Source organism: Arcticibacter tournemirensis (assembly GCF_006716645.1).
Taxonomy (GTDB): domain Bacteria; phylum Bacteroidota; class Bacteroidia; order Sphingobacteriales; family Sphingobacteriaceae; genus Arcticibacter; species Arcticibacter tournemirensis.
The window spans coordinates 3,590,923-3,617,253 of the sequence record NZ_VFPL01000001.1; the positions used below are offsets into that span (position 1 = coordinate 3,590,923).

22 protein-coding genes are annotated in these 26,331 nt (G+C 45.0%); 11 read left to right on the forward strand and 11 right to left on the reverse strand.

Annotated features, from left to right (window positions below; translation table 11 throughout):
- Positions 1 to 144: 144 nt before the first annotated feature.
- The 9 genes from BDE36_RS15065 (at position 145) to BDE36_RS15105 (ending at position 13,328) form a co-directional block, all read left to right on the forward strand.
- Positions 145 to 504, forward strand: coding sequence for an ISAon1 family transposase N-terminal region protein (locus tag BDE36_RS15065; RefSeq protein ID WP_244939621.1), 360 nt, complete (start codon positions 145 to 147; stop codon positions 502 to 504).
- A complete protein-coding gene (locus BDE36_RS15070) occupies positions 494 to 1,480 on the forward strand; it encodes an ISAon1 family transposase (protein WP_244939622.1) in 987 nt (328 codons plus the stop codon). The genes BDE36_RS15065 and BDE36_RS15070 overlap by 11 nt, the downstream gene beginning before the upstream one ends.
- A gap of 997 nt (positions 1,481 to 2,477) precedes the next feature.
- Positions 2,478 to 3,686 (forward strand): hypothetical protein, encoded by a 1,209-nt coding sequence (locus tag BDE36_RS15075; protein ID WP_141815535.1) that lies wholly within the window; start codon positions 2,478 to 2,480, stop codon positions 3,684 to 3,686.
- 84 nt (positions 3,687 to 3,770) lie between these two features.
- The gene (locus BDE36_RS15080) at positions 3,771 to 4,382 is read left to right on the forward strand and encodes an RNA polymerase sigma factor (RefSeq protein WP_141815536.1); all 612 of its coding nucleotides are present in this window, start codon (positions 3,771 to 3,773) and stop codon (positions 4,380 to 4,382) included.
- Between the two features lie 218 nt (positions 4,383 to 4,600).
- Positions 4,601 to 5,851 (forward strand): FecR family protein, encoded by a 1,251-nt coding sequence (locus tag BDE36_RS15085; RefSeq protein ID WP_141815537.1) that lies wholly within the window; start codon positions 4,601 to 4,603, stop codon positions 5,849 to 5,851.
- Positions 5,852 to 6,038: 187 nt separating this feature from the next.
- On the forward strand, positions 6,039 to 9,539 hold the full coding sequence (locus BDE36_RS15090) for a TonB-dependent receptor (RefSeq protein ID WP_161987636.1): 3,501 nt from the start codon (positions 6,039 to 6,041) through the stop codon (positions 9,537 to 9,539).
- Between the two features lie 19 nt (positions 9,540 to 9,558).
- A complete protein-coding gene (locus BDE36_RS15095) occupies positions 9,559 to 11,343 on the forward strand; it encodes a RagB/SusD family nutrient uptake outer membrane protein (protein ID WP_128767639.1) in 1,785 nt (594 codons plus the stop codon).
- A gap of 60 nt (positions 11,344 to 11,403) precedes the next feature.
- Entirely contained in the window at positions 11,404 to 12,543 is a 1,140-nt protein-coding gene (locus tag BDE36_RS15100) for an acyltransferase family protein (RefSeq protein ID WP_141815539.1), read from the forward strand.
- A gap of 308 nt (positions 12,544 to 12,851) precedes the next feature.
- Entirely contained in the window at positions 12,852 to 13,328 is a 477-nt protein-coding gene (locus tag BDE36_RS15105; protein WP_141815540.1) for a DinB family protein, read from the forward strand.
- Positions 13,329 to 13,373: 45 nt separating this feature from the next.
- Here the strand turns inward: BDE36_RS15105 and BDE36_RS15110 are convergent, their stop codons facing one another.
- The 4 genes from BDE36_RS15110 to BDE36_RS15125 all read right to left on the reverse strand — a co-directional run bounded on the left by BDE36_RS15110 (position 13,374) and on the right by BDE36_RS15125 (position 17,092).
- Positions 13,374 to 13,874: a hypothetical protein gene (locus BDE36_RS15110; protein WP_141815541.1), complete on the reverse strand. Its 501-nt coding sequence runs from the start codon at positions 13,872 to 13,874 to the stop codon at positions 13,374 to 13,376.
- 113 nt (positions 13,875 to 13,987) lie between these two features.
- Positions 13,988 to 15,004 carry an ABC transporter permease gene (locus tag BDE36_RS15115; protein WP_202618140.1) on the reverse strand — a complete coding sequence of 339 codons (1,017 nt, stop codon included), beginning with the start codon at positions 15,002 to 15,004 and terminating at the stop codon, positions 13,988 to 13,990.
- Complete coding sequence (locus BDE36_RS15120) at positions 14,949 to 16,004, reverse strand: ABC transporter ATP-binding protein (protein WP_141815542.1); 1,056 nt, start codon at positions 16,002 to 16,004, stop codon at positions 14,949 to 14,951. The genes BDE36_RS15115 and BDE36_RS15120 overlap by 56 nt, the downstream gene beginning before the upstream one ends.
- Positions 15,929 to 17,092, reverse strand: coding sequence for a COG1470 family protein (locus tag BDE36_RS15125; protein ID WP_141815543.1), 1,164 nt, complete (start codon positions 17,090 to 17,092; stop codon positions 15,929 to 15,931). Before BDE36_RS15125 ends, BDE36_RS15120 begins: the two co-directional genes overlap by 76 nt.
- A 266-nt stretch (positions 17,093 to 17,358) precedes the next feature.
- Here BDE36_RS15125 and BDE36_RS15130 point away from each other — a divergent pair, with 266 nt between their 5' ends.
- Positions 17,359 to 18,216 carry a hypothetical protein gene (locus tag BDE36_RS15130; RefSeq protein WP_141815544.1) on the forward strand — a complete coding sequence of 286 codons (858 nt, stop codon included), beginning with the start codon at positions 17,359 to 17,361 and terminating at the stop codon, positions 18,214 to 18,216.
- A gap of 87 nt (positions 18,217 to 18,303) precedes the next feature.
- Entirely contained in the window at positions 18,304 to 18,720 is a 417-nt protein-coding gene (locus tag BDE36_RS15135; RefSeq protein WP_141815545.1) for a 3-oxoacyl-ACP synthase, read from the forward strand.
- A gap of 36 nt (positions 18,721 to 18,756) precedes the next feature.
- Here the strand turns inward: BDE36_RS15135 and BDE36_RS15140 are convergent, their stop codons facing one another.
- From BDE36_RS15140 to BDE36_RS15170, 7 genes are all read right to left on the reverse strand, one after another.
- Positions 18,757 to 18,960, reverse strand: coding sequence for a hypothetical protein (locus BDE36_RS15140; protein WP_141815546.1), 204 nt, complete (start codon positions 18,958 to 18,960; stop codon positions 18,757 to 18,759).
- Positions 18,961 to 19,061: 101 nt separating this feature from the next.
- On the reverse strand, positions 19,062 to 20,372 hold the full coding sequence (locus BDE36_RS15145; RefSeq protein ID WP_141815547.1) for a sensor histidine kinase: 1,311 nt from the start codon (positions 20,370 to 20,372) through the stop codon (positions 19,062 to 19,064).
- A complete protein-coding gene (locus BDE36_RS15150; protein ID WP_141815548.1) occupies positions 20,356 to 21,729 on the reverse strand; it encodes a sigma-54-dependent transcriptional regulator in 1,374 nt (457 codons plus the stop codon). The genes BDE36_RS15145 and BDE36_RS15150 overlap by 17 nt, the downstream gene beginning before the upstream one ends.
- Positions 21,730 to 21,742: 13 nt before the next feature.
- The gene (locus tag BDE36_RS15155) at positions 21,743 to 22,918 is read right to left on the reverse strand and encodes an ABC transporter permease (RefSeq protein WP_141815549.1); all 1,176 of its coding nucleotides are present in this window, start codon (positions 22,916 to 22,918) and stop codon (positions 21,743 to 21,745) included.
- 23 nt (positions 22,919 to 22,941) lie between these two features.
- The gene (locus tag BDE36_RS15160) at positions 22,942 to 24,180 is read right to left on the reverse strand and encodes an ABC transporter permease (RefSeq protein WP_141815550.1); all 1,239 of its coding nucleotides are present in this window, start codon (positions 24,178 to 24,180) and stop codon (positions 22,942 to 22,944) included.
- A 19-nt stretch (positions 24,181 to 24,199) separates the two neighbouring features.
- On the reverse strand, positions 24,200 to 24,865 hold the full coding sequence (locus BDE36_RS15165) for an ABC transporter ATP-binding protein (protein WP_141815551.1): 666 nt from the start codon (positions 24,863 to 24,865) through the stop codon (positions 24,200 to 24,202).
- 11 nt (positions 24,866 to 24,876) lie between these two features.
- Complete coding sequence (locus tag BDE36_RS15170; protein WP_141815552.1) at positions 24,877 to 26,331, reverse strand: TolC family protein; 1,455 nt, start codon at positions 26,329 to 26,331, stop codon at positions 24,877 to 24,879.

Here is a 26,331-nt window from a genome sequence, read left to right on the forward strand (position 1 = left end):
CAGGATCATTAGCCGGTAGAAAGCAAAAAAATAGAATCCCCTCAGGATATTTGATTATCCTGAAAATGGCAGATAGAGAATTGATACCGTCTTTAAAAACGGATCAACCCGTAAAGTTGTGGACTAAGAGGTAAATAAATAACTTTGAAGGCAAAAAGAGCTTTGGAGAAAGAACTGTTATCCCTGTTATTGCCTGATGGTCTGACCGAGTTGTTCGATGTAGATCGGATCGAGAAAAAAGAAGACCAGATCCATTTGTACTTATCACAGAAGAATACACCGCCTGCAGGTCATGAAGGCAGTTTGTTATCCAAAGGCTTTTTCGATGAGATCACCGTGCGTGATTTCCCCCTTCGCGGCAAAGCCTGTTTTCTGCATTTGAAACGACGTAAATGGGTGGATAAGAGCACCGGTACAGTCATCTTCCACGATTGGAACCAGGTAGCTGAAGGCACTCGAATGACCACCGAGCTTGCCGCTTTTTTAAAAGGATTTGATCGATAGATATCCCTTGGGTATCCAAACCATTGCCAAACTTTTTGGACTGGAGGGCAAGCGACTGGAAGAACATTACGTGCGCCACCTGAGTGATTTTATGAGCTGGCAAGCACGGGAACATGCCCCTGACTGGCTCTTATTCCCTGAGAACGTTGGACCTTATCTAAGTATTGACGAGACCAGTCTGTCACAGGGAGAGCTCTATACCGTGGTGACTAACAAGCAGGCAAAAGGACGTAAAGGTGCCCTGGTAGCCATTGTCAAAGGTGTCAGGAGTGATCAGATCATTCAGATACTGAAGAAGATACCCCGCCGTAAGCGCTATATGGTTGAGGAGGTAACCCTGGACCTGGCTGCCACCATGGAACGTATTGTTATCCGCAGCTTTCCCCGGGCTAAACTGGTCTCCGATCGTTTTCATGTTCAGCAACTGGCTACCGATGCCGTTCAGCAGCTGCGTATTGAACATCGATGGCAGGCCATCGATCAGGAGAACCTGGAAATAGAACTGGCTAAAGAACTTCACAAAGAGTATGTTCCGGATTTGCTGGAGAATGGCGATACTCCAAAGCAGCTATTGGCACGGAGCCGGTACCTGTTATTCAAAGACGAAACTGCCTGGACACCCTCTCAGCGACAACGGGCTGAAATCCTTTTCCGTATTTACCCCGATCTGGAAAAGGCCTACAGGATGAGCCGTAACCTCTCTCATATCTTCTCATCTACCAAAGAGAAGGAGCTGGGGTATACCCGCCTGGCCCAATGGTACGATCAGGTGGAAAAGGCTGGCATCAAAGCCTTCTCATCGCTTAGAAGAACTATCCAAAATCATTACATTACTATCCTTAATTACTTTGACAACCGAAGCACAAATGCTTCTGCTGAGTCCTTCAACGCCAAAATCAAAGCACTTAGAAGTCAATTCAGGGGAGTGAAAAACGTCGACTTTTTTATGTATCGTCTGATGAAAATTTATGCTTAGTCCACAACTTTACGGGTTGATCCTTAAAAACTTATATAAGCGTTAGCTCGACGAACTAAGGCACTTCGCTCGTGAACTAGTAATAGCAGGGATGAGAACCAGCGGAGATCTGTTAACGAATAAATACAGGATTAATAGTTCGACGGTTATGATGTAATTTTTTTTCATAGTTGGTTAATAATGTTTTGGGATCAGATCCCAGGTAGCATTTTGTATTTCAAAGGAAAGGAATTTACAAGCCGAACATACATCATATTATCTCAAAACTTCGATTTTTTGTCTCAAACTTGTTACATATATCGACATCTCTAGAGTCATTGTATAGATATTGGGAGAAAAGAAACATTCTCACTCGTTTGTACAAAGCGAAACTATTTCTAATCAATTGCGTGAAAAGATAAAGGACATTCAGCAAAATTGGGAACGAATGGTAAATCAGGAATTATTATGAGCTCCAATTTTGAGACAAAAATGTTACAAATCAATTTATTGTATATCACACAAAAAAAAATTTACCTTAGTTGTAGTTAACCTTATAATTATAACAATCTTACGATCAGAGGCATTTAAAACTTATTAAAATCTAGACATTAACAATTTACCTTTTGAATCTACCTCAGTGCTTAATTATTATATCCTGGGAGATAGTTCTACGATAACCTCCCTGACTGCAAGTACTCCACCATTCTTATCAGTTGAATTTCTCGGATCATCTACCGATATCGGCACAGCTTACAGTCAGATCTTAACAAAAAAACCGATGTGGTTTTTATCGACGAAAACCTTATTCAGGTTAGTGAAGAAGGGCCTTCCGTATTGAGGAAGGCTTCGATGCTGATATTCACCTCTGGTAAAAGGCAACCCGATAACTAACAGCTATGTGAATCTATCGGTTGGTCATCCGTCCAAAGAGCTAACATCTGGTCTTTATTATTCCCACTAATCCACTGCTTATGTTCCGCCCAGAGCCCGCCTTTTGTATATAAAGGCGGACTTTATGCACGATTTAGCCAGTAATCCGGTTGTCTTCTTTATACTGTGTTTAAATTGCGAATTTGTCTTGACCTTTCTGTTGTATTATCTCAACTTTACTTTGCAAACCGGCAGCTCCGGCGCCCATGACCCTCTGGACCTTCGATTCAATCATTCTCCCCCGGGCCTTAACGACGCTTCAGTTAGCCCTTTAATAACGATTATGGCAATTTTAGAGAAAAATGGTGCCCTGCGCGGAACGGCAGGGACGGTAGTATTCCGAAGGTTCCGTACCCATACGGTAGTGCAGAAGCTTCCCGAGAGAAAGAAAGGACAGACCCTGGCCAGCCGCGCCAGCGCCTGCGAGTTCGGACTGGCCAGCACCTCGGCGGCCTCTATCCGCGATGCCCTGAAGCCTGTCTTCCGCAACCGTCACGACGGGGCCATGGTGAACCGCTTCAACAGTGCGGTATACCACAGCATCTTAGGCAGCAGAACCGCTGCCCGGGGCAACCGTGACCTGCACGATGGCGACCTGGACTGCCTGAAAGGTTTTGAATTCAATGCTGAAAGTCCCCTGAGTGAAGCCCTGAAGGTAAAACAGGTGGTATCCCTTAGCCCTGAAGGCAGGATCCGCATCCAGATGGATGCCCTACACAGCAATACAGACCTGAAGGTACCGGCAAAGTTCAGGGAGATGACCGGCAGGTTCCGGCTGCGCTTTCTGGTCACAGCCCTCAACTTCCGCAGCGAATACTATGAGTATGTGGCTGTAAAGGATGTGACAGTGATCAACGGGATGGCCCTGGAGGCACAGGACTTCGAAATGGAAGGAACTATTCCCCAGGGATGTATGGTGTTGGTAACCTTATCGCTGGAATGCCTGATGCGGAATAGTACGGATAATAGCATCGAGCTGATCAATACCCTCTCGTTCAGTCCGGCAGCCATTTTAGCGGCGTTTCAAATCGCTGAGGCGACGCCTATGGGTCAATCGGCAGAAGCAAAGAAGCAGGCCTGGGACGATTATTCAATGATGGAAGGGTACAACGGGAACACCTTGTTAGTGAAAATGGCCGAACTGGCAGAACTGGCGGCTGCAGGTCAGAAGAAACAGCGGCGGGGGAAGCGATCCGGGGGTGGCTCTGAAGAACGGGATCCGGGGGGAACCCGGCAAAAGCCGGCCAGCCATGAAGATACTCCTTTTGTAATCGGAAAGAGATTCGGTTTCTGAAATCAGCAAGGCGAAAAATTATCTCTCAAATCTTTCCTCTTTCGTAATATTTATTAATTTTATACCAAGTTAAGGAGGAGACCTATGAGCGAACTTTACCCTAATGATGAAAAAACATCGCTTCTTCAGTTAAAAAACGACGATCAAAAGGCTTTTGAGCACCTTTATCAGCTTTACAGTTCCCGTATCTACGGCAAGATCCTCAAGCTTACCAAATCGGAAATCATCGCGGGAGAGTTACTGCAGGATACCTTTGTGAAGGTCTGGGAAAAGCGGCAGCTTATAAACGAAGAGTTTCCCTTCAAGGCCTGGTTGTACCGTGTTGCCGAAAACGAAGTTTATATGTTTTACCGTAAGCTGGCCCGCGACAGGAAGTTGCAAGAGTATATTATCGAAACGTTCGAAGAAAGTCACTCCCCAACCGAAGGAAATTTCCTTCTCAAAGAAAGCAATGAGCTGCTTCACCGCGCGGTGAAAATGCTCCCTCAGCAATGCCGCCAGGTCTTTACATTATGCCGAATCGAGGGCAGAAGTTACGAGGAAACCGGCAGTCTCCTCGGTATCTCACCTTCTACAGTAAGCAATCACCTGGTAAAGGCAGGCAAAAGCATCCGAAATTATATCCTTGAATCAGGAAGAGAACATATATCCCTCATCCTGCCCTTTTTTTACCTTCAATTCTCCCTTTTCTGTTAGACAACAATCGGTCTTTCACTAGTATTAAGTTATACGTAATAAGCCGTAAGATTCAAGTATAAATATGCTGATTGTCTTCGTTCTTAAAAAACAACAAGTCGTTTTACCTTTAACATAGCACTTGTATTTTCCTTATATTAAATAAACATTAATTTTATTTTAACTGAGAGTAGTGTGTTTTTTCCCCTGAAGCATATCAGGGAATAAAGCAGCTATTTATGGACCGCCCGGAAGAAATTAACAGGCTTTTTAAGAGGTTTATTGAAAATAAAAGTTCTCAGAAGGAACTTAAAGAACTGTTTACTTATTTCCGTACCTCCAGCGAAGAGGAACTGCGATTTCTGATTATGCGCGAAATAGAACCGCAGGAAGACTCTGAAAATCAAAACGTTAATTCATCAACACAGAGTCCGGAAGAAGAAGCTAAAATGCAGGATCTGTACCGGCAGATATCAGCAACCATTAATACGGAAAGTTCCGGGAAAGGGCGTATAGCCCAATGGAACAGATGGCATGTCAGTGCTGCAGCGGCAGTAGCAATCATTTTCATCGCAACCGGCTTATATCTATGGAACCGGACAACGAGTCCGATACCCACCGGGGGTGACAAGAAGGCGCAGACCGCCGACATCCCGCCGGGCACTAATAAAGCGGTACTGACGCTGGCCGATGGCAAAAAGATTGCCCTTGATGATGCAAAGACCGGTGAACTGGTTCAGCTTTCGGGCATTTCTGTCACCAAAACGGCCGACGGTCAGATCGTCTACAATATGCAAAACGCGGGACCAGATAAACCATGTCAGCAAAAGGAGGTTCACTATAATTCTATCACTACACCCGCTGGAGGTCAATTTCAGGTGATCCTGCCCGACGGCACGAAAGTATGGTTAAACGCCGCTTCGGGTATTCGTTTTCCTACGGTTTTTAGCCCCGAAAAACGGAAAATACAAATGACAGGGGAAGTATATTTCGAAGTAGCCGCCAAAAAAATACCTTTTATTGTTAGCACCAGAGGACAGGATGTTGAGGTATTAGGAACGCAGTTTAATATAAATGCCTATCCCGAAGAGAAAGATATCCGCACCACTTTACTCGAAGGAAGCGTGAGAGTGTCACCAAAAACAGCAGTAAAATCCAATGCGCTACGATCTCAGATCTTAAAACCGGGGGAACAGTCGGTTAATAATCCCAATACCCACTCGCTTTCAGTGCATACTGTCGATCCCACGGAAGCAATTGCCTGGAAAAACGGATTGCTGACGTTTAACGATACCGACATTGGTACCATTATGCGCCAGATAAGCCGCTGGTATAATGTGGATGTAGAGTACGTGGGTGATGTGAAAGGAAAACAATTTGCCGGATCCGTTTCAAGATACGACAATGTATCTCAGGTACTTGCTATGCTTGAATCAACCGGCGTGATTCATTTTAAAATAGAAGGAAGGAGGATTACCGTTATGCCATAAACCCTGCGTCTGCCCGGTAATTCAAAAATCCGGAAGTGCTTGCTACACTCCCGGAAATTTCGGGTTACCCTTGAAAAAATTGCTGCTAACAATCCGAACAATAACCCAAACATTCAAATGTATGAAATTTTTCGATTCTCCGAATCGCAGTATTCTGTATTGCGGTCGGTTTAAGATTCTGCTCACAATGAAACTAACGTTGATTATCATTTTAAGCGCCATATTGCAGGTTCACGGCGTTGGCTATGCTCAAAAAGTAAGCATTAGCCAGAATGATATTACGCTTCGTCAGGTATTTAAGGAGATAAACAAGCAAACTGGATATAAGTTCCTGTACAGCACCGAGATGCTGAAGAACAGCAAACCTGTTAGCGTCCATTTCAAGAATGCTCCCCTGTCGGATATCCTTGAAAAATGCTTCGAAGAACAGGCGCTTACCTTTAAAATTATCGATAAAACGATTATTGTAAAACAGAAGGAACAGCCGGCGATCACGAATAAACCGGCGCCTCCAAGCCTGCAGATAGCCGTGAAAGGAAAGGTCACCGACGAGAAAGGAGCGCCCCTGCCCGGAGTTAGCGTAAAGGTGGAAGGAACTTCCATTGGTGTCAGCACTGATTTAAATGGCAACTTCTCGATCGCCCTTCCCGACAACCGCCACAGGCTGCTTTTTAGTTTTATCGGTTTTGCGAGTCAGACGGTCACTATTAGCGGGCAGACTAATATTCATGTTGTACTAAAAGAAGAAATGACCTCTCTGAATGAAGTTGTGGTCGTGGGATATTCGTCGCAGAAGAAAAAGGATTTGACGGGTGCAGTTTCCATAGTGAACGTGGAGGAAATGACAAAACAGCCCTCTCCTTCCATAAGCAACCTGCTGCAGGGCCAGGCATCCGGAGTGACCATCCTGGGTTCCGGGCAGCCCGGCGAAGCGCCCCAGATCAGGATCCGCGGACTGAACACTTTTGGAAACAATACCCCTCTGTTCGTAATAGATGGGGTTCCTACGCAAAATGTTTCGGATATTAATCCGAACGACATAGCATCTATGCAGGTGTTAAAGGATGCCGGCTCGGCATCTATCTACGGTTCAAGGGCGTCAAACGGGGTCATCATTGTCACTACAAAAAGCGGAACCGGTAAAGTTAAGATTCAATACGATGCCTACTATGGGACACAGCGGCCTAAGAGTGGCAATGTATGGGACATTCTTTCGCCGCAGGAAATGGCGAACCTGAAAAGACTGGCTCAAACCAACAGCGGAAAAACCGTATTTGACGACGACCTTTATGGCGACGGACCGACCTATGTATTACCCGATTACATTCTGCCCGAAGGGGCATCGGAAGGCGATCCCGGAACAAACCCGGCGCTCTACAATGTAAACCCTAATTTCACCCAACAGGCAGAATACGACGCCTTTAACCGGATCACAAAGGCAAACAAAACGGGCACCGACTGGTATCATGAGATATTTAACCCCGCACCACTCACCAGCCACAACCTTGCAGTAAGCGGCGGCACCGAGCAGGGCAGTTATTTATTCTCGATGAACTACTTTAACCAGGAAGGAACGCTTTTGGAAACCTATTTCAAAAGGTACTCAGTCAGGGCGAACACCTCCTATAAAGTGGGTAAGAATATCAGGATCGGCGAAAACCTCGAATATTCTATTGTTAATAATCCCCAGATTGCCGGATTGACCGGCGACAACGCCATTGGTCATGCTTTCAGAGAACAACCGATCATTCCGGTGCGCGACATCATGGGAAATTATGCCGGTTCTTATGGCGGCAACCTCGGCGATGCCTATAATCCGGTGGCGATGCTCGAACGTACCCGCAACAATAAAACGCAGGATAACCGGCTTTTTGGTAGCGTTTACGCTGAAGCCGATATACTGAAGATGTTTACCCTGCGCACGGTATTTGGTGGTGAGTCGTACTCAGGTAACTCGCGCTCCTTTACTTTTCCGCAGTACGAAAACGCCGAGAACAGCACTTCAAACAGCTATAATGAGGATTCAAATAACGGATATAACTTTACCTGGACAAACACTTTAAGTTTCAATAAAGACTTTGGACAACATAACTTAAAGGTGCTTGCGGGAACCGAGTTTTATAAGAACCGTTACAATACCATGGGCGGAAGCCGTAAAGGATATTTTTCCTTCGACCCGAATTATACAACGCTTTCTTCCGGTTCGCCCGAAGGGATCTTTAACTACAGCACCCGCGAAGCAGATGCGCTATTCTCACTGATAGGCCGTGCAGATTATAACTATAAAGGTAAATATCTCCTGGGCGCCACAATCCGTCGCGACGGATCATCAAAGTTCCTGGAGAATGTATACGGCTGGTTTCCTTCGGTAAGTGCAGGATGGCGTATTTCACAGGAACCCTTTTTAAAAGATATTGCATGGATCTCGGATCTCAAGATCCGCGGTGGATGGGGAATTATGGGTAATCAGCTGAATGTTACGGGCGACAACTCGTTTAGTACCTACAGCAGCGCCGTTGGTCAGTCGTTTTACCCAATTAACGGCGGAAATTCGGTAGTAACCGGCTTTTACCAGAACCAGCTGGGAAACCCTGCCGCTAAGTGGGAAAAAGACATCAACTCGAACTTTGGCTTCGACGCTAGTTTATTCCAGGGAAAGCTGGAGATTACCGCTGATTATTACCGGAAAGATATCCGCGACCTCTTATTTAACCCCGAAATGATCGCCACGCAGGGAACCGCCATCCCGCCTTATATTAATATCGCGCAGATGAAGAACGATGGCTTCGATATCTCCCTGACGGGCATTACTAATATCACACCTGCGCTTAAATTGAATGCAACGGCGACAGTAACCACCTACCGGAATAAGATCATGCAGGTCTCTTCTTCGGCTAACTATTACGACGAGGATGGCCGCCGCTTCGATGGCAGCAATATTATCCGGAATGAAGTAGGGCATTCCATAGCTGAATTTTTCGGCTATAAAGTGGCCGGATTCTGGAATACACAGGACGAAATAGAACAGGCTAATGCCCGGGCAAAAGAAGCTTCCGGGGACGCTATGGCTGAATATCAAACCGATATAGGCCTAGGAAGGTTTAAATACGAAGATGTGAACGGAGACGGTCGTGTCACCGCCCTGGACCGCACTTTTCTCGGCAATGCTAACCCCGACTTCAGCTACGGCCTGAACCTTGGACTAACATTCAAGGATTTCGACCTGAGTATGTTCTTTTACGGCGTACAGGGCAACAAGATCTGGAACCAGGTAAAGTGGTGGACCGACTTTTACCCTTCTTTTAACGGAGCAAAAAGTTATACCGCCCTGTATGATTCATGGACACCACAGAACCACAACGCTTCTGCACCAATACAGGAAGAAACAAATTCATTCAGTACCAATGCGGTACCTAACTCCTATTTTGTTGAAAGCGGTTCTTACCTACGGTTAAAGAATGCTCAGATCGGCTACTCTTTACCTGTAAAAACTCTTCAGCGCTTTGGGGTAAGCAGGCTCCGGGTTTATCTGTCGGCGGCAAACCTTTTCACAGTTACCAAGTACTCAGGCGTGGATCCTGAGATCGGCACGTCAAGCGAGACGGACAGTCAGACTGCGTATGGCGTGGATGATGGCTCATATCCGAGCCAGCGCACTTTTCTGTTAGGTCTTAATCTCACGTTTTAAGGAAAAAATGAAAGACAAAATGAAAGCATCAAGATTTATACCAGCTCTTTCTTTGATCATAGGGATGTTCTTAAACTCCTGCACCGATGAACTCAATCAGCCGTCTCTCGGTACCCTCTCACCTGATATTATTGCAAATAAAAAAGGAGTCGAACTTCTGCTGATCGGCGCCTATGCGGCACTCGACGGACAACAGGGGTCTGACCAGTCCCTCGGCGGCGGCGAAGCCTGGCAGGCCTCACCTACGGGATGGGTATTTGGCTCTGTAGCGGGCGGCGACGCATCGAAAGGAAGCGATGGAGCCGACCAGCCGGCCATCGACCCGATCGCAAATTTCTACTCCGACGCTAACAACGCTTACTTTAACAGCAAATGGAAAGCTTTATACGAAGGCGTCACGCGCACCAATAATGTGCTTTCCATCCTCGCCAAAGCTACTGATGTAAGTGATGCCGACAGGACCAGGATCACGGCAGAAGCGCGTTTTCTGCGTGGCCATTACTATTTCGAGCTAAAAAAGATGTGGAACATGGTTCCGTGGATCGATGAAACGACAACCGTTTTCAATCCGCCGAACAATGAGGATATCTGGCCGAAGATCACTGCCGATTTCGACTACTCGTATAAAAATCTACCCCCTACGCAGTCCCAGATAGGGAGAGCTAACAAGTGGGCTGCGGGGGCTTATCTTGCAAAGACACTACTTTACCAGCATAACTATCCCGATGCAAAAAACCTATTCACTGATATAATCAATAACGGCGTTACAAGTGGAGGCACCAAATACAACCTTACAGCCGAATTTGAAGACAACTACAGGCCCAGTAAGGAAAATAACGCAGAAAGCGTTTTTGCGATTCAGATGGCATCTAACGTCGATCCGGCGGGGCCTTCTAATGCAAACAACGGCGATATGCTTAATTTTCCTTATGGCGACAGCCCCTTTGGTTGCTGCGGCTTCTTTCAACCTTCCATTGATTTAGTGAATCACTACCGGACCAACGAGGCAACCGGCCTCCCTTATCTTGACACCTACAACGATCATCCTGTGAAGAACGACATGGGAGTTAAGGGCAATACTCCCTTTACTCCCGATGAAGGAACCCTCGATCCGAGAATTGACTGGACTGCCGCACGCCGGGGCATTCCTTTCCTCGATTGGGGTATTTATCCGGGCGAACCCTGGATACGCGACCAAACCTACGGCGGACCCTACGGACCCAAGAAAAACATCTACTGGCAGGAGAGTCACGAAGAAGACGCCGACTTAAGTTCATGGGCTCCCGGCACCTCTATCAATTACCTTGTCATCCGTTTCGCAGATGTCCTGCTTATGGCTGCTGAATGCGAAGCCCAGGCAGGAAGTCTCGAAACGGCGCAAACATATGTGAACAGGGTGCGGAGCAGAGCAGCCGACCCGGTCGGCTGGGTGTACAAATACAAGAACAACGCTGCTCCCATGGAGGGGTTTTCAAATGAACCTGCTGCCAATTACTTTATCAGAACATACCCTGCAGGCACCTTTACTTCCGGAGGAAAAGAGTTTGCATTGAAAGCAATTTACTATGAAAGAAAACTTGAACTCGCCATGGAAGGACATCGTTTCTTCGACCTGGTACGTTGGGGCACAGCCGAAAAAGAGCTGAATGACTACTTTAACTACCAGGGAAAGTTAACGAGCGACGTTAGGAGGGGACATTTTACAAAGGGGAAAAGCGAATATTACCCCGTGCCCCAGCGTCAGATAGACCTTAGTCTTTCAGGTGGCGTCCCGGTTCTTAAACAAAATCCGGGGTATAATTGAAATTTTATTTAAGTTTGAAGAGGGCTCCGGCCCTCTTCTTTATTAAAATCTAAACTTAAAATGACCAGCATTGCAAAAGAGAGGTTCCTCGCCCTTGATGTCTTCAGGGGAATGACCGTTTGTTTTATGATTATCGTGAACACGCCCGGAAGCGGCGCGACTCCGTATTCGCCATTGCTCCATGCTTCGTGGCATGGTTTTACCCCTACCGACCTTGTATTTCCTTCATTCCTTTTTGCAGTAGGGAACGCCATGAGCTTCTCTATGCAGAAATTCAAAAATCTGCCTGATTCGCAGGTACTGGCGAAGATCTTTAAGCGGGCGATACTCATATTCCTCATCGGTTACCTGATGTACTGGTTTCCGTTCTTCCGGACGAATGAAGAAGGACACCTTGCCCTCTCTCCTATCAGTGATACGCGGATCATGGGAGTGCTGCAACGCATCGCCCTCTGTTATCTTTTTGCATCGCTGCTCATCCGCTTTTTTTCTACCCGTATAGTTATTATTATCAGCGTCTTCCTCCTTTCGCTCTACTGGATATTGTTGTTGCTTTTTGGCAACCCCGTCGATCCTTTGAGCATGACCGGCAATGCGGGACTCTATCTCGATAAGTTCTTATTCGGCGATTCTCATCTCTATCACGGTGAAGGCATCGCTTTTGACCCTGAAGGTGTGCTCAGCACGATTCCGGCTATTGTGAATGTGATCGCAGGCTACTACACGGGACGTTTCATTCAGAAAAAAGGTCAGGGGTTTGAGACGATAGCTAAGCTGCTCCTGGTTGGCGCCCTGTTTATCTTCATGGCCTTATGCTGGCATATGGTATTTCCGATAAATAAAAAACTTTGGACGAGTTCTTTTGTGTTACTTACCAGCGGCCTTGATATGATCATCTTACCTGCGTTAATCTATATCACGGCAATCCGTTTCCCGGGAAGGTACGCGTGGACCGACTTCTTTTCCGTTTTCGGGAAGAATCCGCTGGCTATTTATGTCCTTTCGGAGATCCTCGTTATTTCATTTTATCTCATTGAAGTCGATAAAGGTGTTAGCCTGTATCAATACATCAACACGAATTTCTTCCAGGTTATTACCCCCGGAGCGTTTGGATCCCTGCTCTTCGCGATCTTCTTTATGCTGGCCTGCTGGTGCGTGGGGTGGTTTCTTAACAAAAGAAAGATTTATATACGAGTTTAGGGTTAGAGCTAATCTTTTCGAGTATGTCAGCGTTGTAATTATAGGTTTCCTATAGGCTGCTTCTCTGTGCAAGGGATGTCTGTAGTTCCGGGTGACGCTATCATCCTCGTTTATTGTTTTTTTATCACAAGCAGCCCAAGTTGCAGTAAAAGGCCCACTTCACTAGCGTATTAAGTCCCTATTGTCACTTTGCGGGATAACCAGTATCCCAGAGACTTTACCCGTCAATAATTTTTTTCAAAACACTGCTGACATACCGTTGTCATCCCCCGATCCTAGATTTGCTTTATCAAATTAATTTATGAATTATGGAAACAGTTACAGAGATCATCAGCGCAGAAGCTTTATTAGCTCATTGGCAAGGGCACAGAACATTAACACGCAGGGTTATTGAGGCCTTTCCCGAAAAGGAGTTATTTGAGTTCTCGATAGGCGGAATGCGTCCATTCTCAAAGATCGTTATGGAATTACTTGGTATAGCCGGTCCCGGTTTAAAAGAAATTGTTTCAGGCCAAAGCAGTCCTTTGAACGAATCGTTTGACAATATTACTACCAAAGCGCAGCTTCTGGAAAAATGGGATGAAGAAAACGCTGTGGTTAATGAATACTTTCCGCAAATCACTCCGGAGAGATTTCATGAAACGTTCAATCTTTTTGGGATGTACGAAGCGCCTGTGATCTATAGTATTCAATATTTCATTGACAATGAAATACATCACCGCGGTCAGGGTTATGTGTATCTCCGTGCCCTTGGAGTGGAACCTCCTCCATTCTGGGAAAGATAACTCCAATCACACGCTCCCATGAAACACGACAAAGAGGAGTGCCAATTAATTACCTACGTACTTTTGAAGTACTCCTCTTTCGTCCGCTTCTTTTAGCCTTTTAAGTTCTCCTTTTACTTTTACTCCGTTCGAGGCGTCAGAACAGTAAGCGATCAGGCTTTTTACAGCGTTCAACCTGATTGCTTTCATGTCTTTTGACTGCGGCTTGTTTTCAAGGCAGAATTTAACCATTGCGGCCATATACACGGCGATAATATCAGCGCTGTTCTCAGAAATTCTGGTGATCGGCCCGTCGAGGCTAAAAGTGTAATCCGGTGTTCCTTCCATCCATTTGATCAAAAACTGCATTGTCTTTAGCCTGTAAAGATTATCTTTTGCAATGGGAGTTGTCAACAAATAATTTGATGCCTGAAGGGCCGTATTTTCAGCGAGCGAATAATCCGCCTGCTTTTCAAGCCGTATTGATCCATAGTCGGGTAAATCCTGTGCGTAGAGAGCTGCCGAAGCTGTCAGGAGTAATACGGATAGAATAACTGGTCTTAGCATGTTGATGGATACGGATTGCTGCGTTATAAGGTAAAAGTAGGAAAAAAATATAAAAGCACCTGCCTTTTAGCGGTGCTTTTATATTTTCTGCAACGATATATGATGCCGGCCTTTTAGCGCGACCTGATCTCTTTCCTCATGAAAGAAAGGTAAGAGAGTGCGAAACACAATACCGTAGCTGCAATGAGCCCGGTAAGCTGAGGCCATACCAGCAGCAGACTCTGTCCAAGTGGCAGAGGACTGGGTATAGCTCCGTAAACCTGTTCCATAGACAAAGGCCCCAGGCTTCTCACGGCTGGCATCAGCAGCGTGGTGGTGGCATCGCTGAATAACTGACTGGGAACAAGACGCAGGAGGTTCAGTACGAAGTTCTGGTAATGAATCACTTCTTCCTGTGTCGCGGCCTGCCCCGGCATAATCGCCTTCGCCACAAGGCTGATGATGATCTGATAAAAAATAGTAAAGAACAGCCATACGGCGATAGCGCTTAATGCAGAGGTTGCAGCCTGCCTGAACCTGATCGAGAACAGGATAGACAGATTGAGCCAGAATGCTACATATAAAACACTCAGGGCCAGAAAGAAAACCACACGCATAAACTCTTCAGCTGTAGGTGGTATGCCTATAATTATCAGACCCAGCCCTATCACCAGGAAACCTAAAGCAAAGAACAGGATGCTGATTACAATAAGCGCTGCGGTAAATTTTGCATTAATGAGGTAGTCGCGGTGTACCGGCTGGGCCATAACACGGCTCAGTGTCCCGGCATTTTGCTCTGAGTTAACAGCATCAAAACCTAATGCAATGCCCAGCAGCGGTCCTAAAAAGCCAATAAATACATGAAAAGGCGGCAGTGAGCCATCCGACAGGGTAAACAGCTTCAAAAAAAGGAAACCCGCCTGCGGATCGTTGTCTTTCAATGATTTGGCAAGATTGCTTACGGAGGTATAAAGCGACCCGAAACAGGTGAGCAGGATCAGGAATAACAGCACAAGAAAACGCCAGCTGCGTACGTGGTCCCTGATCTCTTTCTGTACTATAACCCAAAAAGGATGGAGCGGCTGTCTCGCCGGCTTATTTAGTTTTTCCATCAGCTTTCCCTCCTTCAAAATAACGATGATAGATTTCATCCAATCCGTGTTCTTTATGGTTTAAATGAATAAGATCAAACCCGTTTTCAATAACAGCACGGGCAACATGGGGTGTAGCGTCTTTATAGCAGGAAATATGGATATCATCCTGATCAAACTGGACACTTGTTACGCCCTCGACAGACTGAACCACCTGCATCAGCCTCTGTTTTTCGGTATCCTGCTTCCCTTCGCTAAACTTCACTCTTATTGTAATTTTAAAAGCTTCGTTGGCGAAGAGCTGTGCCGACAGGGTTGGGATATCTCCATCAGCGAGTAATTTGCCGCCGACAAAGATGCCTACGCGATCGCAAACCTGCTGCACCTGGTGTAAATGATGTGAAGACAGGAGCACGGTGATGCCTTCCTCCCGGCTGAGGCGCACGATAAGTTCGAGAAATTCGCGCACCCCTTGCGGATCGATACCAAGCGTTGGCTCGTCGAGAATAATTACTTCCGGATTCTTAATCAGCACATCTGCCAGTCCCAGCCGTTGACGCATACCGCGGGAATACTTTCCGGTCTTTTTAGCAGCTTCACCGGCAAGACCTACCCTGCTGAGCAGACGCTGCGCCCGTGCCACCGCCTCATCTTCGGGTATCCGGTTGAGGCGGGCAGTATACAAAAGATTGTCCATCCCGTTATAGCTTTCGTAAAAGCCGATATCATCGGGAAGGTAACCTACACGTCTTTTTACTTCAATGGGATTTACAGTTGCGTCGATGCCGCAAACTTCAACAGAACCCGAAGATGGTTCGGTCAGTCCAAGCATCATTAGTATGGTAGTAGATTTGCCGGCGCCGTTCGGGCCGAGCAGACCAAAGACTTCTCCTTTCCTGATTGTGAGATCGAGTCCGTCTACAGCCAAGAAATCGCCGTACCGTTTTGTTAATCCCCTCAATTCAATAATGGGCGTACTCACGGCTACCTCCTTCCGTATTTCCTGAACAGATAATAAACGCTGCCCAGCGCCAGCAGGATAATGAAGAGGCCGAGCCATCCCGACAGCAAGGAAGTTTCTACAGCAACCCTGAAATCGGCTTTCGAGGATATCTCCGGGGTTTTTGCCTCCAGGCCAACTACATAGTCGCCTGCTATAGCCTTTTTGTCGGCTTTAATGATAGCAAAAGCTTGTGCTGTACCTCCGGGGCCAAGGTTCTCAATATTTTTTGGTTCAAAAGAAACCTCCCAGTTTGTGGGGGCAGTGGCCTGCAATTCAACTTTCTTCAACATGGCTGACCCGGTATTATTCACCGTCAGTTCCACCCGCTTCTCATCGCCTGCGGTGGTACTGGTACTTAACAGTCCGTTCGGCGTACTAAGCTGAAGTGCATAGGACCCTTTGATCACCAGATCGAGTTCAAGGTTTGCCGAGGTGGCATTTGTTGCTGCAATTACCGGAATCTTATAGTCGCCGGCTGCTGCCTGATCGGGTGGATCTACCTCTATGGTAAGTTCTTTGGTTTTATTCGCTTCAACGCTTACTGAAGAAACTTCCTTGTAATCGGCCTTAAAGGCAACATTCCATCCCGGAGGAACATTTGCGTTGAGGGCATACACCTGATCCGCGCCGGTGCCGTTCCTTAAAGTAGCCGTATAAGTGAAGGTTGAATTGGCTGCGCCCTGCATATTCGACTGGGCAGTAGTAAACTCCGACTTAAAGGTACCCTGCTGTGAAACCACTACGGTTAATGGCAGACGGCCCGCTCCCTTAGCGACGACCATAAAATGGTACGTCCCTTTATTAACCTGCAGCGGAACCTGCACCTGCAGCGAAAGAGTCTTCTTGTCGTTTGGTAGCACCGAGACCTGGCCTACCGTCCATCCGCCGGACTTCAACGTATAGGACCACCCTTTGGGCAGGCCTGTAACAGCAATAGCGGCATTTGACACAGCGCGACTCTTGTTGATGACGTCAATGTCGTAGCCAATAGATTCGCCTGGCGGTACAGAAATTTTAGTGTAAGGAGTGTAAAGTGTTACTCCTTGAGCCACGCAGCGGGAGCTGCCGATCATACCTGCAACGAGCAGGATAAGTAAGCACGTATAAATTTTTCTTGCACGTGCCCTCGTAGTAAAAACTGACATAGATTTTAATGAGCTAACAAGTACATATTAAACAACAATACCGGGAACCAACCCTATTTTAAGTCGGAAAACCGGCAGGCAAAAATTTATGATTGGCGAGGAATTTGCAAGGGATTTAACAAAATTTAACAAAAGCCATGCTGTTTCAGATCGTATTAAGGCGAACCAGCCGAAAACACACCCTTAACTCATTTTTAAAAACGCTGGTTGTAACGGCGGTTTGTATTATTAGAAAATTGATTAACTTTAAATGCTCTTGGTAGGTAATGAAAGACAAAGCGAAATTGTACAATTCTGTTCCAAGGGACCAGACTGTAATTTTTCTAAGGAAACTGTTTGCAACACACGAGGAGCTTTTACACGAACTGGCCCCAAATGGTTTTGAACGGTCAATTTATTACTATGTTCATCACCCCTCTCTTCCTGAAGCTTATACTGAGTACAGATGTATGCGGATTAAAAACTACAGGGTGGCCAAAATGCTTAAATTGAGGTATAAATTTCAGCCTTTAATAAGCTTCGACGACTTCGCTAAGACATACGTTCATACACCTGCACATCCAAGGAGGGAAATGTTGCGACTTCTTGGTATGAAAATAAAAGAGGTATGCTGTAGTTCGGGTATCGTGCATAATCGCCGGGGAGAATGTTATCTTCACAATGAGAGTGAGAATGTACGAAACGATATCATTTATAATGCTTATGTTGATCTCATCGACGAGACCACTCCTGGAAATGATCAGATTCTCGCCACCACCGATAACTACATGAATTATGATTACTACCATGTATATTACTGTATCTTCAGATTTCTTAAGGCGGAGAAGGCAGACTGGCACTTTCATCCCGATTATCTCATATTTTTAAAAGGGCTGGAAACAGAACTTGAGAATGAAGAAAGCAGAGACTTTGAAACGTATGATGCAGAATCAGCAGTATTGAATCAGATTAAAGCAGCCTCTTTTAAAGAAGAAAGCGACGAGGACTTTGAAGGACATGGCTTTTTAAATTTCCAGGAGGAACTGGAACATGAGAAGGAGCATCCTTCGGCTATGGTCCGCGCCTATTATGATGTATACGGCAAGTGGCCCGAAGGATTTCCACCTAAAGCAGAAGAATACTAACCTGCACCCACCCGAGCAAATAAAGTGCTTAACTTTTATTTTCTTTGTACCATGTCGCGAATAAAGGAAAAGCTTTTTCAATTATGTATGGAATATATAAGCGAACGTATCAGAACGGCCGAACAAGGCATCATTTCAGCGAAAGAAGCAGCAGAAAACGACACCAAGAGCAGCGCCGGCGATAAATATGAAACCACGCGGGAAATGATGCAGCACGAAATTTCGTTTAACCAGGTTCAGCTACACGAAGCACGGAAACTAAAATATGCTCTTAGCCTTATAAACCCTTCAAGAAAATGTACCGTTGCAGAAACGGGAAGCCTGGTCTACACCGATATAGGCAATTTTTTCATTGCAGTAAGTGCTACTCCTCTTTCGATTGATGGGGTATCGTATCACGTAATTTCAAGCGCCTCGCCGGTTGCAAAAGCAATGCAGAACCATAAAGAAAATGATGTTGTTATTTTTAATGGAAAGCGCATTTCCATCAAAAGTATCATATAGAGAACCTCTCAAAACCGGGTTGCACCCCTCAATGGTCTAGCTCCGCTTGATGAGTTCATCCCTGATAAGTACACAGTCTTCGTATTGCTCATTCCTAACCTTTTCCTCTAAAATTTCTCTTAACTCGGCTTTTGATTTAGAAGCATATTCTAAACCAGCTACGCTTAGTGTACTGACGGGCTGGAAAAAACCGTCGCGACTTATCAGTCCCAATGTCTGTTTGTTTCTCTTCTTATTCATGGCTCTGTGATCGATATATTCGTTGTTTACGAATATGTGGCAAAATGGTTGCGGCTAACCACAGTTCCCTATAGATACAGAGGGAACCGTATTCAATCAATTCAGATTAGTCTTATAAAAATTACGAAATCGGTGAAGCCTTCAGTGTTGGTTTTTAAAGAGAACTCAAAGCCGTGATTTATTAGAATTTCACGTATTAAGGTCAGACCGATCCCTTGTCCATCCTTTTTTGTTGTGTAAAAAGGGGTAAACAGATTAACCTGAATATCGTCGGGTATCCCTATTCCCGTATTCCTGACAATAATTCTTGCAGGATCAGTCAGCGTTATTAAGGTAATTACTCCGCCACTGTTACTGTCTATTGCTTCGATCGCATTTTTTATAATGTTGATGAGTACCTGTTCCATCTGCTGGATATCAGCATTAATGAAAAGGGACTTAGGTGCTAAGGAAAGCCTTATCTGAATTGACTTTTCGTGAGCTTTAAATTCAAACAGTTTACTTATCGATGTAAGCAGCTGGTTTACGTCAAGGGCTTGCCTGTTGGCTTGAGGGAGTCTTACTACATCCGCCAGGTTGCGCATAAAAATATTGAGGTTGTTATTGCGATCTATGGCTACTTTCAAAGCTTCCCGTAGATCATCATCCGCATCCTGCTGCAACCCCCGCTTCGAAATGGCATAATCTATAATGGAATTAACAGGCCCTATCGTATTGTTTACTTCATGGGCCATCATTCTGATCACCTTCCCATATGCTTTCTTTTCGGTTTGCAGTATTTCAAGGCTCAATTCCTCAAGCATCACAAAATACCGATGGAACCCTCTGTCTATAAAGAATGATTTCTGACACTTATAGTTTTTTACACCACTCATACTCACCACCTTAGACTCGCCCGCTTTAAGTTCTTTTATCTCTCCTATCAGGGGGTGTCTGCAATTTGCAATTTCGGTTGCCAGATCGTTATTTTCATTTATTTCGAGCAGCTGCATAGCCCTTGGATTGAGATGGTCAATATTCTGATCGAGATCCAGAAGTACTACTCCGGTAGGCGAAGTATTAATAAGTTTTTCAAGAAAGGTATGTTGTTCTTCCTGGAGGGTGCGCTCGGCACGAAGCCTGTCGATCATCTTGTTATAAACGCCTATCAACTGGTCCACTTCAGGTTTTCCGGTTTCGCGAAACTTCACATTAAAATCCTGATCGTTAATGGCATTAATTCCATCAACAAGCATCTTTAAAGGCTGTACGAGCTGAAGGTATAATCGCGTAGCTATCCATAGCGATATGAGGATAAAAACCTCTGAAAGAATAAATACGATCTTATTCTCCCTAAATATCAAAAAAGATAAAAACAGCGTAAGCAGATGCAGGATCCCTACAAACAAAAGAAATTTAGTCCTCAGTTTCATCGTAAGGAATATTATATTTTTCAAGCCGCCTGTAAAGAGCGTTACGTGTTATTCCAAGAGACGAAGCCGCCTTCGAAATTTTATTCCTGTGATATTGCATGGCTTTTTTGATCATCATCACCTCTACTTCCTCGAGGGTAAGGGTACCTACTTCCGGTAGTTGCATAGTCCCTTTCTTAGCCATTGATGTTTCGTACTGCATTTGAAAATCCTTTACCTGCAACCGATCTTTTTTACTTACAAGCACCGTACGTTCTACAAGATTTCTAAGCTGCCGGACGTTACCGGGAAGCGATTGCTGCTGCAGCCAGCTCAAGGTATCGGCGCTGACCAAAAGATCCGGCTTATTATAGACTTCTTTCAGATTATCTATAAAGAAGTTCACCAGCAGCGGTATATCCGTCGGACGTTCTCTCAATGCAGGAAGCTTTACGGTGATAAGGTTGATCCGGTATAAAAGATCTTCCCTGAACGTCCCGGCACGTACCATTTCCGCGAGATCACGGTTAGTAGCACAAACCACTCTAACATCGATAGTTTTAGTACGGCTGCTGCCCAGCACTTCAAACGTTCGGTCTTGCAATACCCTCAGAAGCTTCACCTGGCTATTAAGGTCCAGATCACCTATCTCATCGAGAAAGATAGTGCCCTTATTGGCCATTTCGAAGCGGCCGGTGCGGTCGGTACGGGCATCGGTATAAGCGCCACGGACATGCCCGAACATTTCGCTTTCAAACAGCGAACTTGATATGCCGCCCAGATTGACCTTTACAAAAGGCCGGTTATTGCGTCGACTGTTTTCGTGGATCGCCTCGGCTATCAGTTCCTTACCGGTGCCGCTTTCTCCGGTAATCAATACAGAAGCATCTGTAGAGGCAACATGCCCAATTATGTCAAGCAAATCGAGCATACGTGCATCTTCGCCGATGATTTTTTTAAACTGATACAGTTTATCCAGTTGCTTCCTGCTCAACACCTCTCCTTTTTTACTACTCAGATTGAGCAGCGTTTTTGCCGAGCTGATGAGCTGTTCATTGCTCCACGGTTTATTTATGAAATCGCTGGCACCAAGTTTCATACCCTCAACTGCGAGACTGATCGTCGCCCATCCTGTGATTAGGATGACGGGAACAGCCGACTTAAGCTGTTTGATCTTCGTCAGAAGGTTCATCCCTTCCCTGCCTGAAGTATCAGCTGTAAAATTAAGATCCATGATAATCAGCGAAACATCCTGCTTTGCGACGACATTTAATGCTTCATCAGCAGAAGCAGCCTGAGCAACTTTAAATCCTTCTGATTTGAACAGAAGCAATAAAGATGTCCTTACGGCAATATCGTCATCAATAATCAATATCATAATCTCAATTCTGTTATTCTTCGTGCAAGGCAAGGGCAGGATAAATAGACGCCGCCTGCCTGGCCGGGTATACCGAACATATTATTACTAAAAGATATATGAAAGTAACAGATAATAATATCGCTGCAAAATAAACATTTGACGGAAGATCAAATACATTCAGCAGCGGGAACTGTACAGCAAAGAAACAACCGGCAAGAACCGAAATTGTGGTTAACACGAGAGCCTCACCCGAAATCTGGCCAGATATATCGGTTCCACTGGCGCCCACAGCTCTTCTTAATCCAATCTCAGGCTTCCTTCTGTTGATGGTATACCATAACACTCCGAAGAGGCCTAACGCAACATTAATAATCAAAAACGATGCTACCGTAAATAATATAAGCATAGGTATAAGCGTAAGCCGGTTTTTTGCCTCCCGTTTTTTACTTAAGTGCTCAATCTCAACACTGGTATTCTTACTAAAGTTGGAAACAGCTTTATATAACTTTGCTTCGAATGCGGCGTCTGCGTCGGGACTGATTTTCAGTAATATCATACTTTGTGCCTGGTGATCTATCGAATCGGGTATCCTGAAAAGGCCATTACCCGGTTCCTGATAGTCACCCTTACTTTTAAAATCGTTTACCACTCCTGTTACTTCTAACTCCTCATTATCAACTTTGACCCGCTTTCCGATAGCTTCTTCCTGGCCAAAAAGGACTTCTTTTAACGTTGTATTGACCACAACCGCTGATCGTTGCTTTCTTTCTCCTTTTTTAAACCCCCAGTTCCCAGAAAGCATAGTCAGGTTTAAAACTTCTGCATACCGGGTATCAGCGGTATAAATATCAGATATTACTCCTTTTCCTTTATAATCTATTGATGTGTTGAAAATATTGGCTGAATAGGGAATATTGTTGCCAGTAAAACTAAGTTGCTCCACCTGGGGCATAGAAGAGATCATATTCCGTAACGATTCGACAAGCATATTTATAGAATCTTTGCTGGTGATTCCGGGTGGCAGTCCGTAATTGACGGCCCAAACATCCTCATACTCGAAACCTTGCTGTTTTCTGTAATTATTGTAATAAAACACAGAGAGCGTAAACACTACAAAGAGCACAATAAATGAAACAAACATCTCAAGCATGAGTAAAAAATTCTGCCTTTTTTTGTTCCATATCAGTTTGAATAAATGAACTAACATATCTTTTTTTTGAGTGGTAAAAATTAGGATGCTTTTAACGCATTGACTACTTCCATCCGCGACATCCGCCATGCGGGATATACTCCCGAAAGCAGGCCGAAGAGCAGACAGGCGAGAATTCCATATGATAACACAGTGAAATTTATCGATAATGTAAAATTTGGAATCAGAGAACTATGATTTATCGTACTGAGAATAATATAAGAGAAGATGATTCCTATAACGCCACCGAGAAGGGTGAGTATAATATTCTCTACAATAAACTGCATTGCCAATGTGCCCGACGACGCACCAAATGCTTTTCGGACGCCGATCTCTGACGACCTTTCCATGATCCTGCTTACGTTTATGTTCACGAGATTTATAGTAGGAAGTAACATCAGTAGAAACACGGTAATAGCTACCACTGCCAATAAAATACCTAAGCCTGAACTGTTTTGATCCCTGGAGAACATCCGGGTAAAACTTTCCACATATGTATCTGCGTGGCTGTATAATATGGTATAGTCTTTATTTTGCGGAGGGACTTTAGCGACGATCTGTTTGTACTCTTCCTTAATCCTGGCAAGGTCAGATTTATCACGAGCTAAGACAATGCCTGTGTATGCCCCGGAGATCGAACGGTCCCTGTAATCTGATTTGGATAATGTATATGGCAGGTACAGGTCAGCGTAGATAAAAGGGCTTGTGATTGGAACACTTTTAACCACTCCAATAACCCGATATTGTACATTGTCAGTTTCAATATATTTGCCGGTTACCTTTCCTGCATCGCCGAAATACTGTTTTTTAACATCTTCAGAGATCACGGCAACCCGTTCGGCATTTTTTATATCTTGCAGTGAATATGGCTTGCCTTCCACGAAATCGTATTCAAGTACATCCCACCATGCACCATTGGTGTATTTTACATTGATAACCAGCTTTTTATTATTCACATACGTATTCGTTGCAGTAAAAATGGACGAAACGGCTATGTTTTCAGGTGTTTTCATCACCCCCGCGTAATGCTGGAAAAAGTAGAGGCTTAGCGGACCTCTCATCATCCCGCTGGCTTTCGGATTCTCCTGAACGATGGTGTTTATATATAGAGAACGGTCTCTCTTCATGTCCGGGTATCCGGGACTTGTCAGTTTATCCAGAAAGGCTGCAAGCACAATGAGGATGGTGAGTGTGATGCTGATCCCAAAAAGGCTGATGAAAGTAAAAAACTTTCTCCTGCGTAAAACGGCGAAGGCTATTTTCAAATAGTTTTTTAGCATTATCTTTTATATTAAGCTGTTACTGAACTTGCGATCCGTCAAACAAACGGACGAGCCTATGTGTCTTTTTTGCCATTAGTTCGTCGTGAGTAACCATTACGATGGTACTTCGTTCACTGTTGTTTAGCTGAAGAAGAATATTCATGATCTCTGCTCCCATTACACTGTCGAGGTTGCCTGTAGGCTCGTCGGCCAGGATAATTTCAGGCTGTCCGACGATTGCTCTTGCTATGGCAACCCTTTGTTTCTGTCCGCCTGATAACTGCGTGGGGAAATGTTTCATACGGTTGCTGAGTCCAACCTTCTCTAGTGCTTCCGAAGCGAGTCTTCTCCTTTCTCTTGCTGTCGTATCACGATAGAGCAGCGGCAACTCCACATTATCCAGCACATTCAGGTCATTGATCAAGTGAAAGCTTTGGAAAATGAAACCTATTTTTTTATTACGGAACCGGGCAAGCTGCTTATCCGACAGATGTGTTAAGGTTTGGCCGTCTATTTTAATCTCCCCTTTGCTTGGAGCATCCAGCAGTCCCATAATATTAAGCAAAGTACTTTTGCCACAACCTGAAGGGCCCATTACCGATAAGAATTCGCCTTTTTCTATAGTGAGGTTTATCTTGTCGAGTGCAATTGTTTCTATCGTATCGGTACGATACAGCTTTTCGATGTTTTCTAAATGTATCATTTGTGCTTTGTTTATTCGTATGTGATTTTCTGTTGCTTGTCAAAGTCGTATAGCGACAAATACCTGAGCTTAAAGAAGGCCCCCCAGGAATCCCGGAGTGCCGAAATATAGTCTCTTTTTGCCTGATCTTTTTCCTGAAATGCGATGCTAAGATCGGTTATACTTAAATTTCCCAGCAGGTACCTTTCCTTTGCAATTAAAAATTTGTCGGATGCAATACTGTCCGCCTCGGCTGATAAAACCAGCTGATCTTTCATCATATTAAATAGGGCCACCTCGGTAGATATCTCCTGCGAAAAGCTTTGCTTGTCCTGCTCTACCGAATATTCTGACAGTTGCAGATTGGCCTTTGCAGTTCTGCTTTTAGACAGTGAACGCCCCCAGTCGAGTATCGGAATACTAAGTTCAACCTGCAGCAACTGCTGGTTCTGCGGAGACCGGTAAACTCCTGCAAATGTTGGTGAACTCTTCGAAAATCCGAGCCGGGCCGTGAGTGTTGCGTTAATCCCGGTTTCACCTTTTGCTTTTGCAACATCTCTTTTTGCCTCCGCTATCCGTCGGGCAAAGCCGATAGCGTCGGAGCGGTTTGCATAAGCTTCTAACAGTGCCTTTTCGGCGTCAATCTTTGTATCGATCCTACACTTTGGAGGAGCCAGGATGATGCCCGTGTCCCCTAAGCCAGTATACGATCGTAAGTTAAGAGTAGCTACCTCTACATCACGTTTTGCTATGCCCACGGCTTTCTGCGATTTTAATTTTTCGAGCTTCAGTTGCAGTATTTCATTCCTCGTTATTTTGCCTAATTGAAACTTAAGGTCGGCTACCTTGAGGATGTTCTCCGTATTGCTATAGTTTGTTTCTGCTATATTCAGGTTAACTTGGGCCAGCAGCAGGTCAAAAAAATAAGAGCTGGCATTGATGGCGATTTGCTCCATCGATTCGAAATACTCCTGCTTGCTTTCTCTAAACCTGAGCGGTTCAACTTTCTGGTCCCATTTGAGCTTGTTAAAACCGAAGAGAGGCTGGCTATACCCCAAGGCATAAGGAACGCCATTGTAGAGGACGTTATTTCTGTCAAAGTCGTCAAAACGCTGTATTTCGGTAGTGCCAAAAACCGAACCTCCGGTAGCGGTTATGCTCTGGCTAAAAGAGAGATTGACCAAAGAATTATTATTTCTCACAGGCTGAAAATCTACTGTTCCGTTAGGCTGCAATACTTCTGCAAAGGTTTTGCTATAACCGGGCAATATACCAGTTAAAGTCAGCTGCGGCTGATAATTCGACCTGAAGGTTCGCCATTCCCAGAATTTTGTCTCTTTTGTTGTTGAGGCCTGTCTGGCTGGAATTGACTTTTCCTTTGCCATCTTTATTACTTCCTGCAGTGTTAACCGAAGGGTGTCTCCGCTCTGCCGGCCGATTGCCGGTACCGAAAAAAGCACTATAAATATGAAAACAAGTAACCTCAT

What these genes read in the sequence shown, in the direction of transcription:
- BDE36_RS15075 (WP_141815535.1), top strand. Translation starts at nt 2,478, where the DNA reads ATGCACGATTTAGCCAGTAATCCGGTTGTCTTCTTTATACTGTGTTTA.
- BDE36_RS15080 (WP_141815536.1), top strand. Translation starts at nt 3,771, where the DNA reads ATGAGCGAACTTTACCCTAATGATGAAAAAACATCGCTTCTTCAGTTA.
- BDE36_RS15085 (WP_141815537.1), top strand. Translation starts at nt 4,601, where the DNA reads ATGGACCGCCCGGAAGAAATTAACAGGCTTTTTAAGAGGTTTATTGAA.
- BDE36_RS15090 (WP_161987636.1), top strand. Translation starts at nt 6,039, where the DNA reads ATGAAACTAACGTTGATTATCATTTTAAGCGCCATATTGCAGGTTCAC.
- BDE36_RS15095 (WP_128767639.1), top strand. Translation starts at nt 9,559, where the DNA reads ATGAAAGCATCAAGATTTATACCAGCTCTTTCTTTGATCATAGGGATG.
- BDE36_RS15100 (WP_141815539.1), top strand. Translation starts at nt 11,404, where the DNA reads ATGACCAGCATTGCAAAAGAGAGGTTCCTCGCCCTTGATGTCTTCAGG.
- BDE36_RS15105 (WP_141815540.1), top strand. Translation starts at nt 12,852, where the DNA reads ATGGAAACAGTTACAGAGATCATCAGCGCAGAAGCTTTATTAGCTCAT.
- BDE36_RS15110 (WP_141815541.1), bottom strand. Translation starts at nt 13,874, where the DNA reads ATGCTAAGACCAGTTATTCTATCCGTATTACTCCTGACAGCTTCGGCA.
- BDE36_RS15115 (WP_202618140.1), bottom strand. Translation starts at nt 15,004, where the DNA reads ATGAAATCTATCATCGTTATTTTGAAGGAGGGAAAGCTGATGGAAAAA.
- BDE36_RS15120 (WP_141815542.1), bottom strand. Translation starts at nt 16,004, where the DNA reads ATGGCTCGGCCTCTTCATTATCCTGCTGGCGCTGGGCAGCGTTTATTA.
- BDE36_RS15125 (WP_141815543.1), bottom strand. Translation starts at nt 17,092, where the DNA reads ATGTCAGTTTTTACTACGAGGGCACGTGCAAGAAAAATTTATACGTGC.
- BDE36_RS15130 (WP_141815544.1), top strand. Translation starts at nt 17,359, where the DNA reads ATGAAAGACAAAGCGAAATTGTACAATTCTGTTCCAAGGGACCAGACT.
- BDE36_RS15135 (WP_141815545.1), top strand. Translation starts at nt 18,304, where the DNA reads ATGGAATATATAAGCGAACGTATCAGAACGGCCGAACAAGGCATCATT.
- BDE36_RS15140 (WP_141815546.1), bottom strand. Translation starts at nt 18,960, where the DNA reads ATGAATAAGAAGAGAAACAAACAGACATTGGGACTGATAAGTCGCGAC.
- BDE36_RS15145 (WP_141815547.1), bottom strand. Translation starts at nt 20,372, where the DNA reads ATGAAACTGAGGACTAAATTTCTTTTGTTTGTAGGGATCCTGCATCTG.
- BDE36_RS15150 (WP_141815548.1), bottom strand. Translation starts at nt 21,729, where the DNA reads ATGATATTGATTATTGATGACGATATTGCCGTAAGGACATCTTTATTG.
- BDE36_RS15155 (WP_141815549.1), bottom strand. Translation starts at nt 22,918, where the DNA reads ATGTTAGTTCATTTATTCAAACTGATATGGAACAAAAAAAGGCAGAAT.
- BDE36_RS15160 (WP_141815550.1), bottom strand. Translation starts at nt 24,180, where the DNA reads ATGCTAAAAAACTATTTGAAAATAGCCTTCGCCGTTTTACGCAGGAGA.
- BDE36_RS15165 (WP_141815551.1), bottom strand. Translation starts at nt 24,865, where the DNA reads ATGATACATTTAGAAAACATCGAAAAGCTGTATCGTACCGATACGATA.
- BDE36_RS15170 (WP_141815552.1), bottom strand. Translation starts at nt 26,331, where the DNA reads ATGAGGTTACTTGTTTTCATATTTATAGTGCTTTTTTCGGTACCGGCA.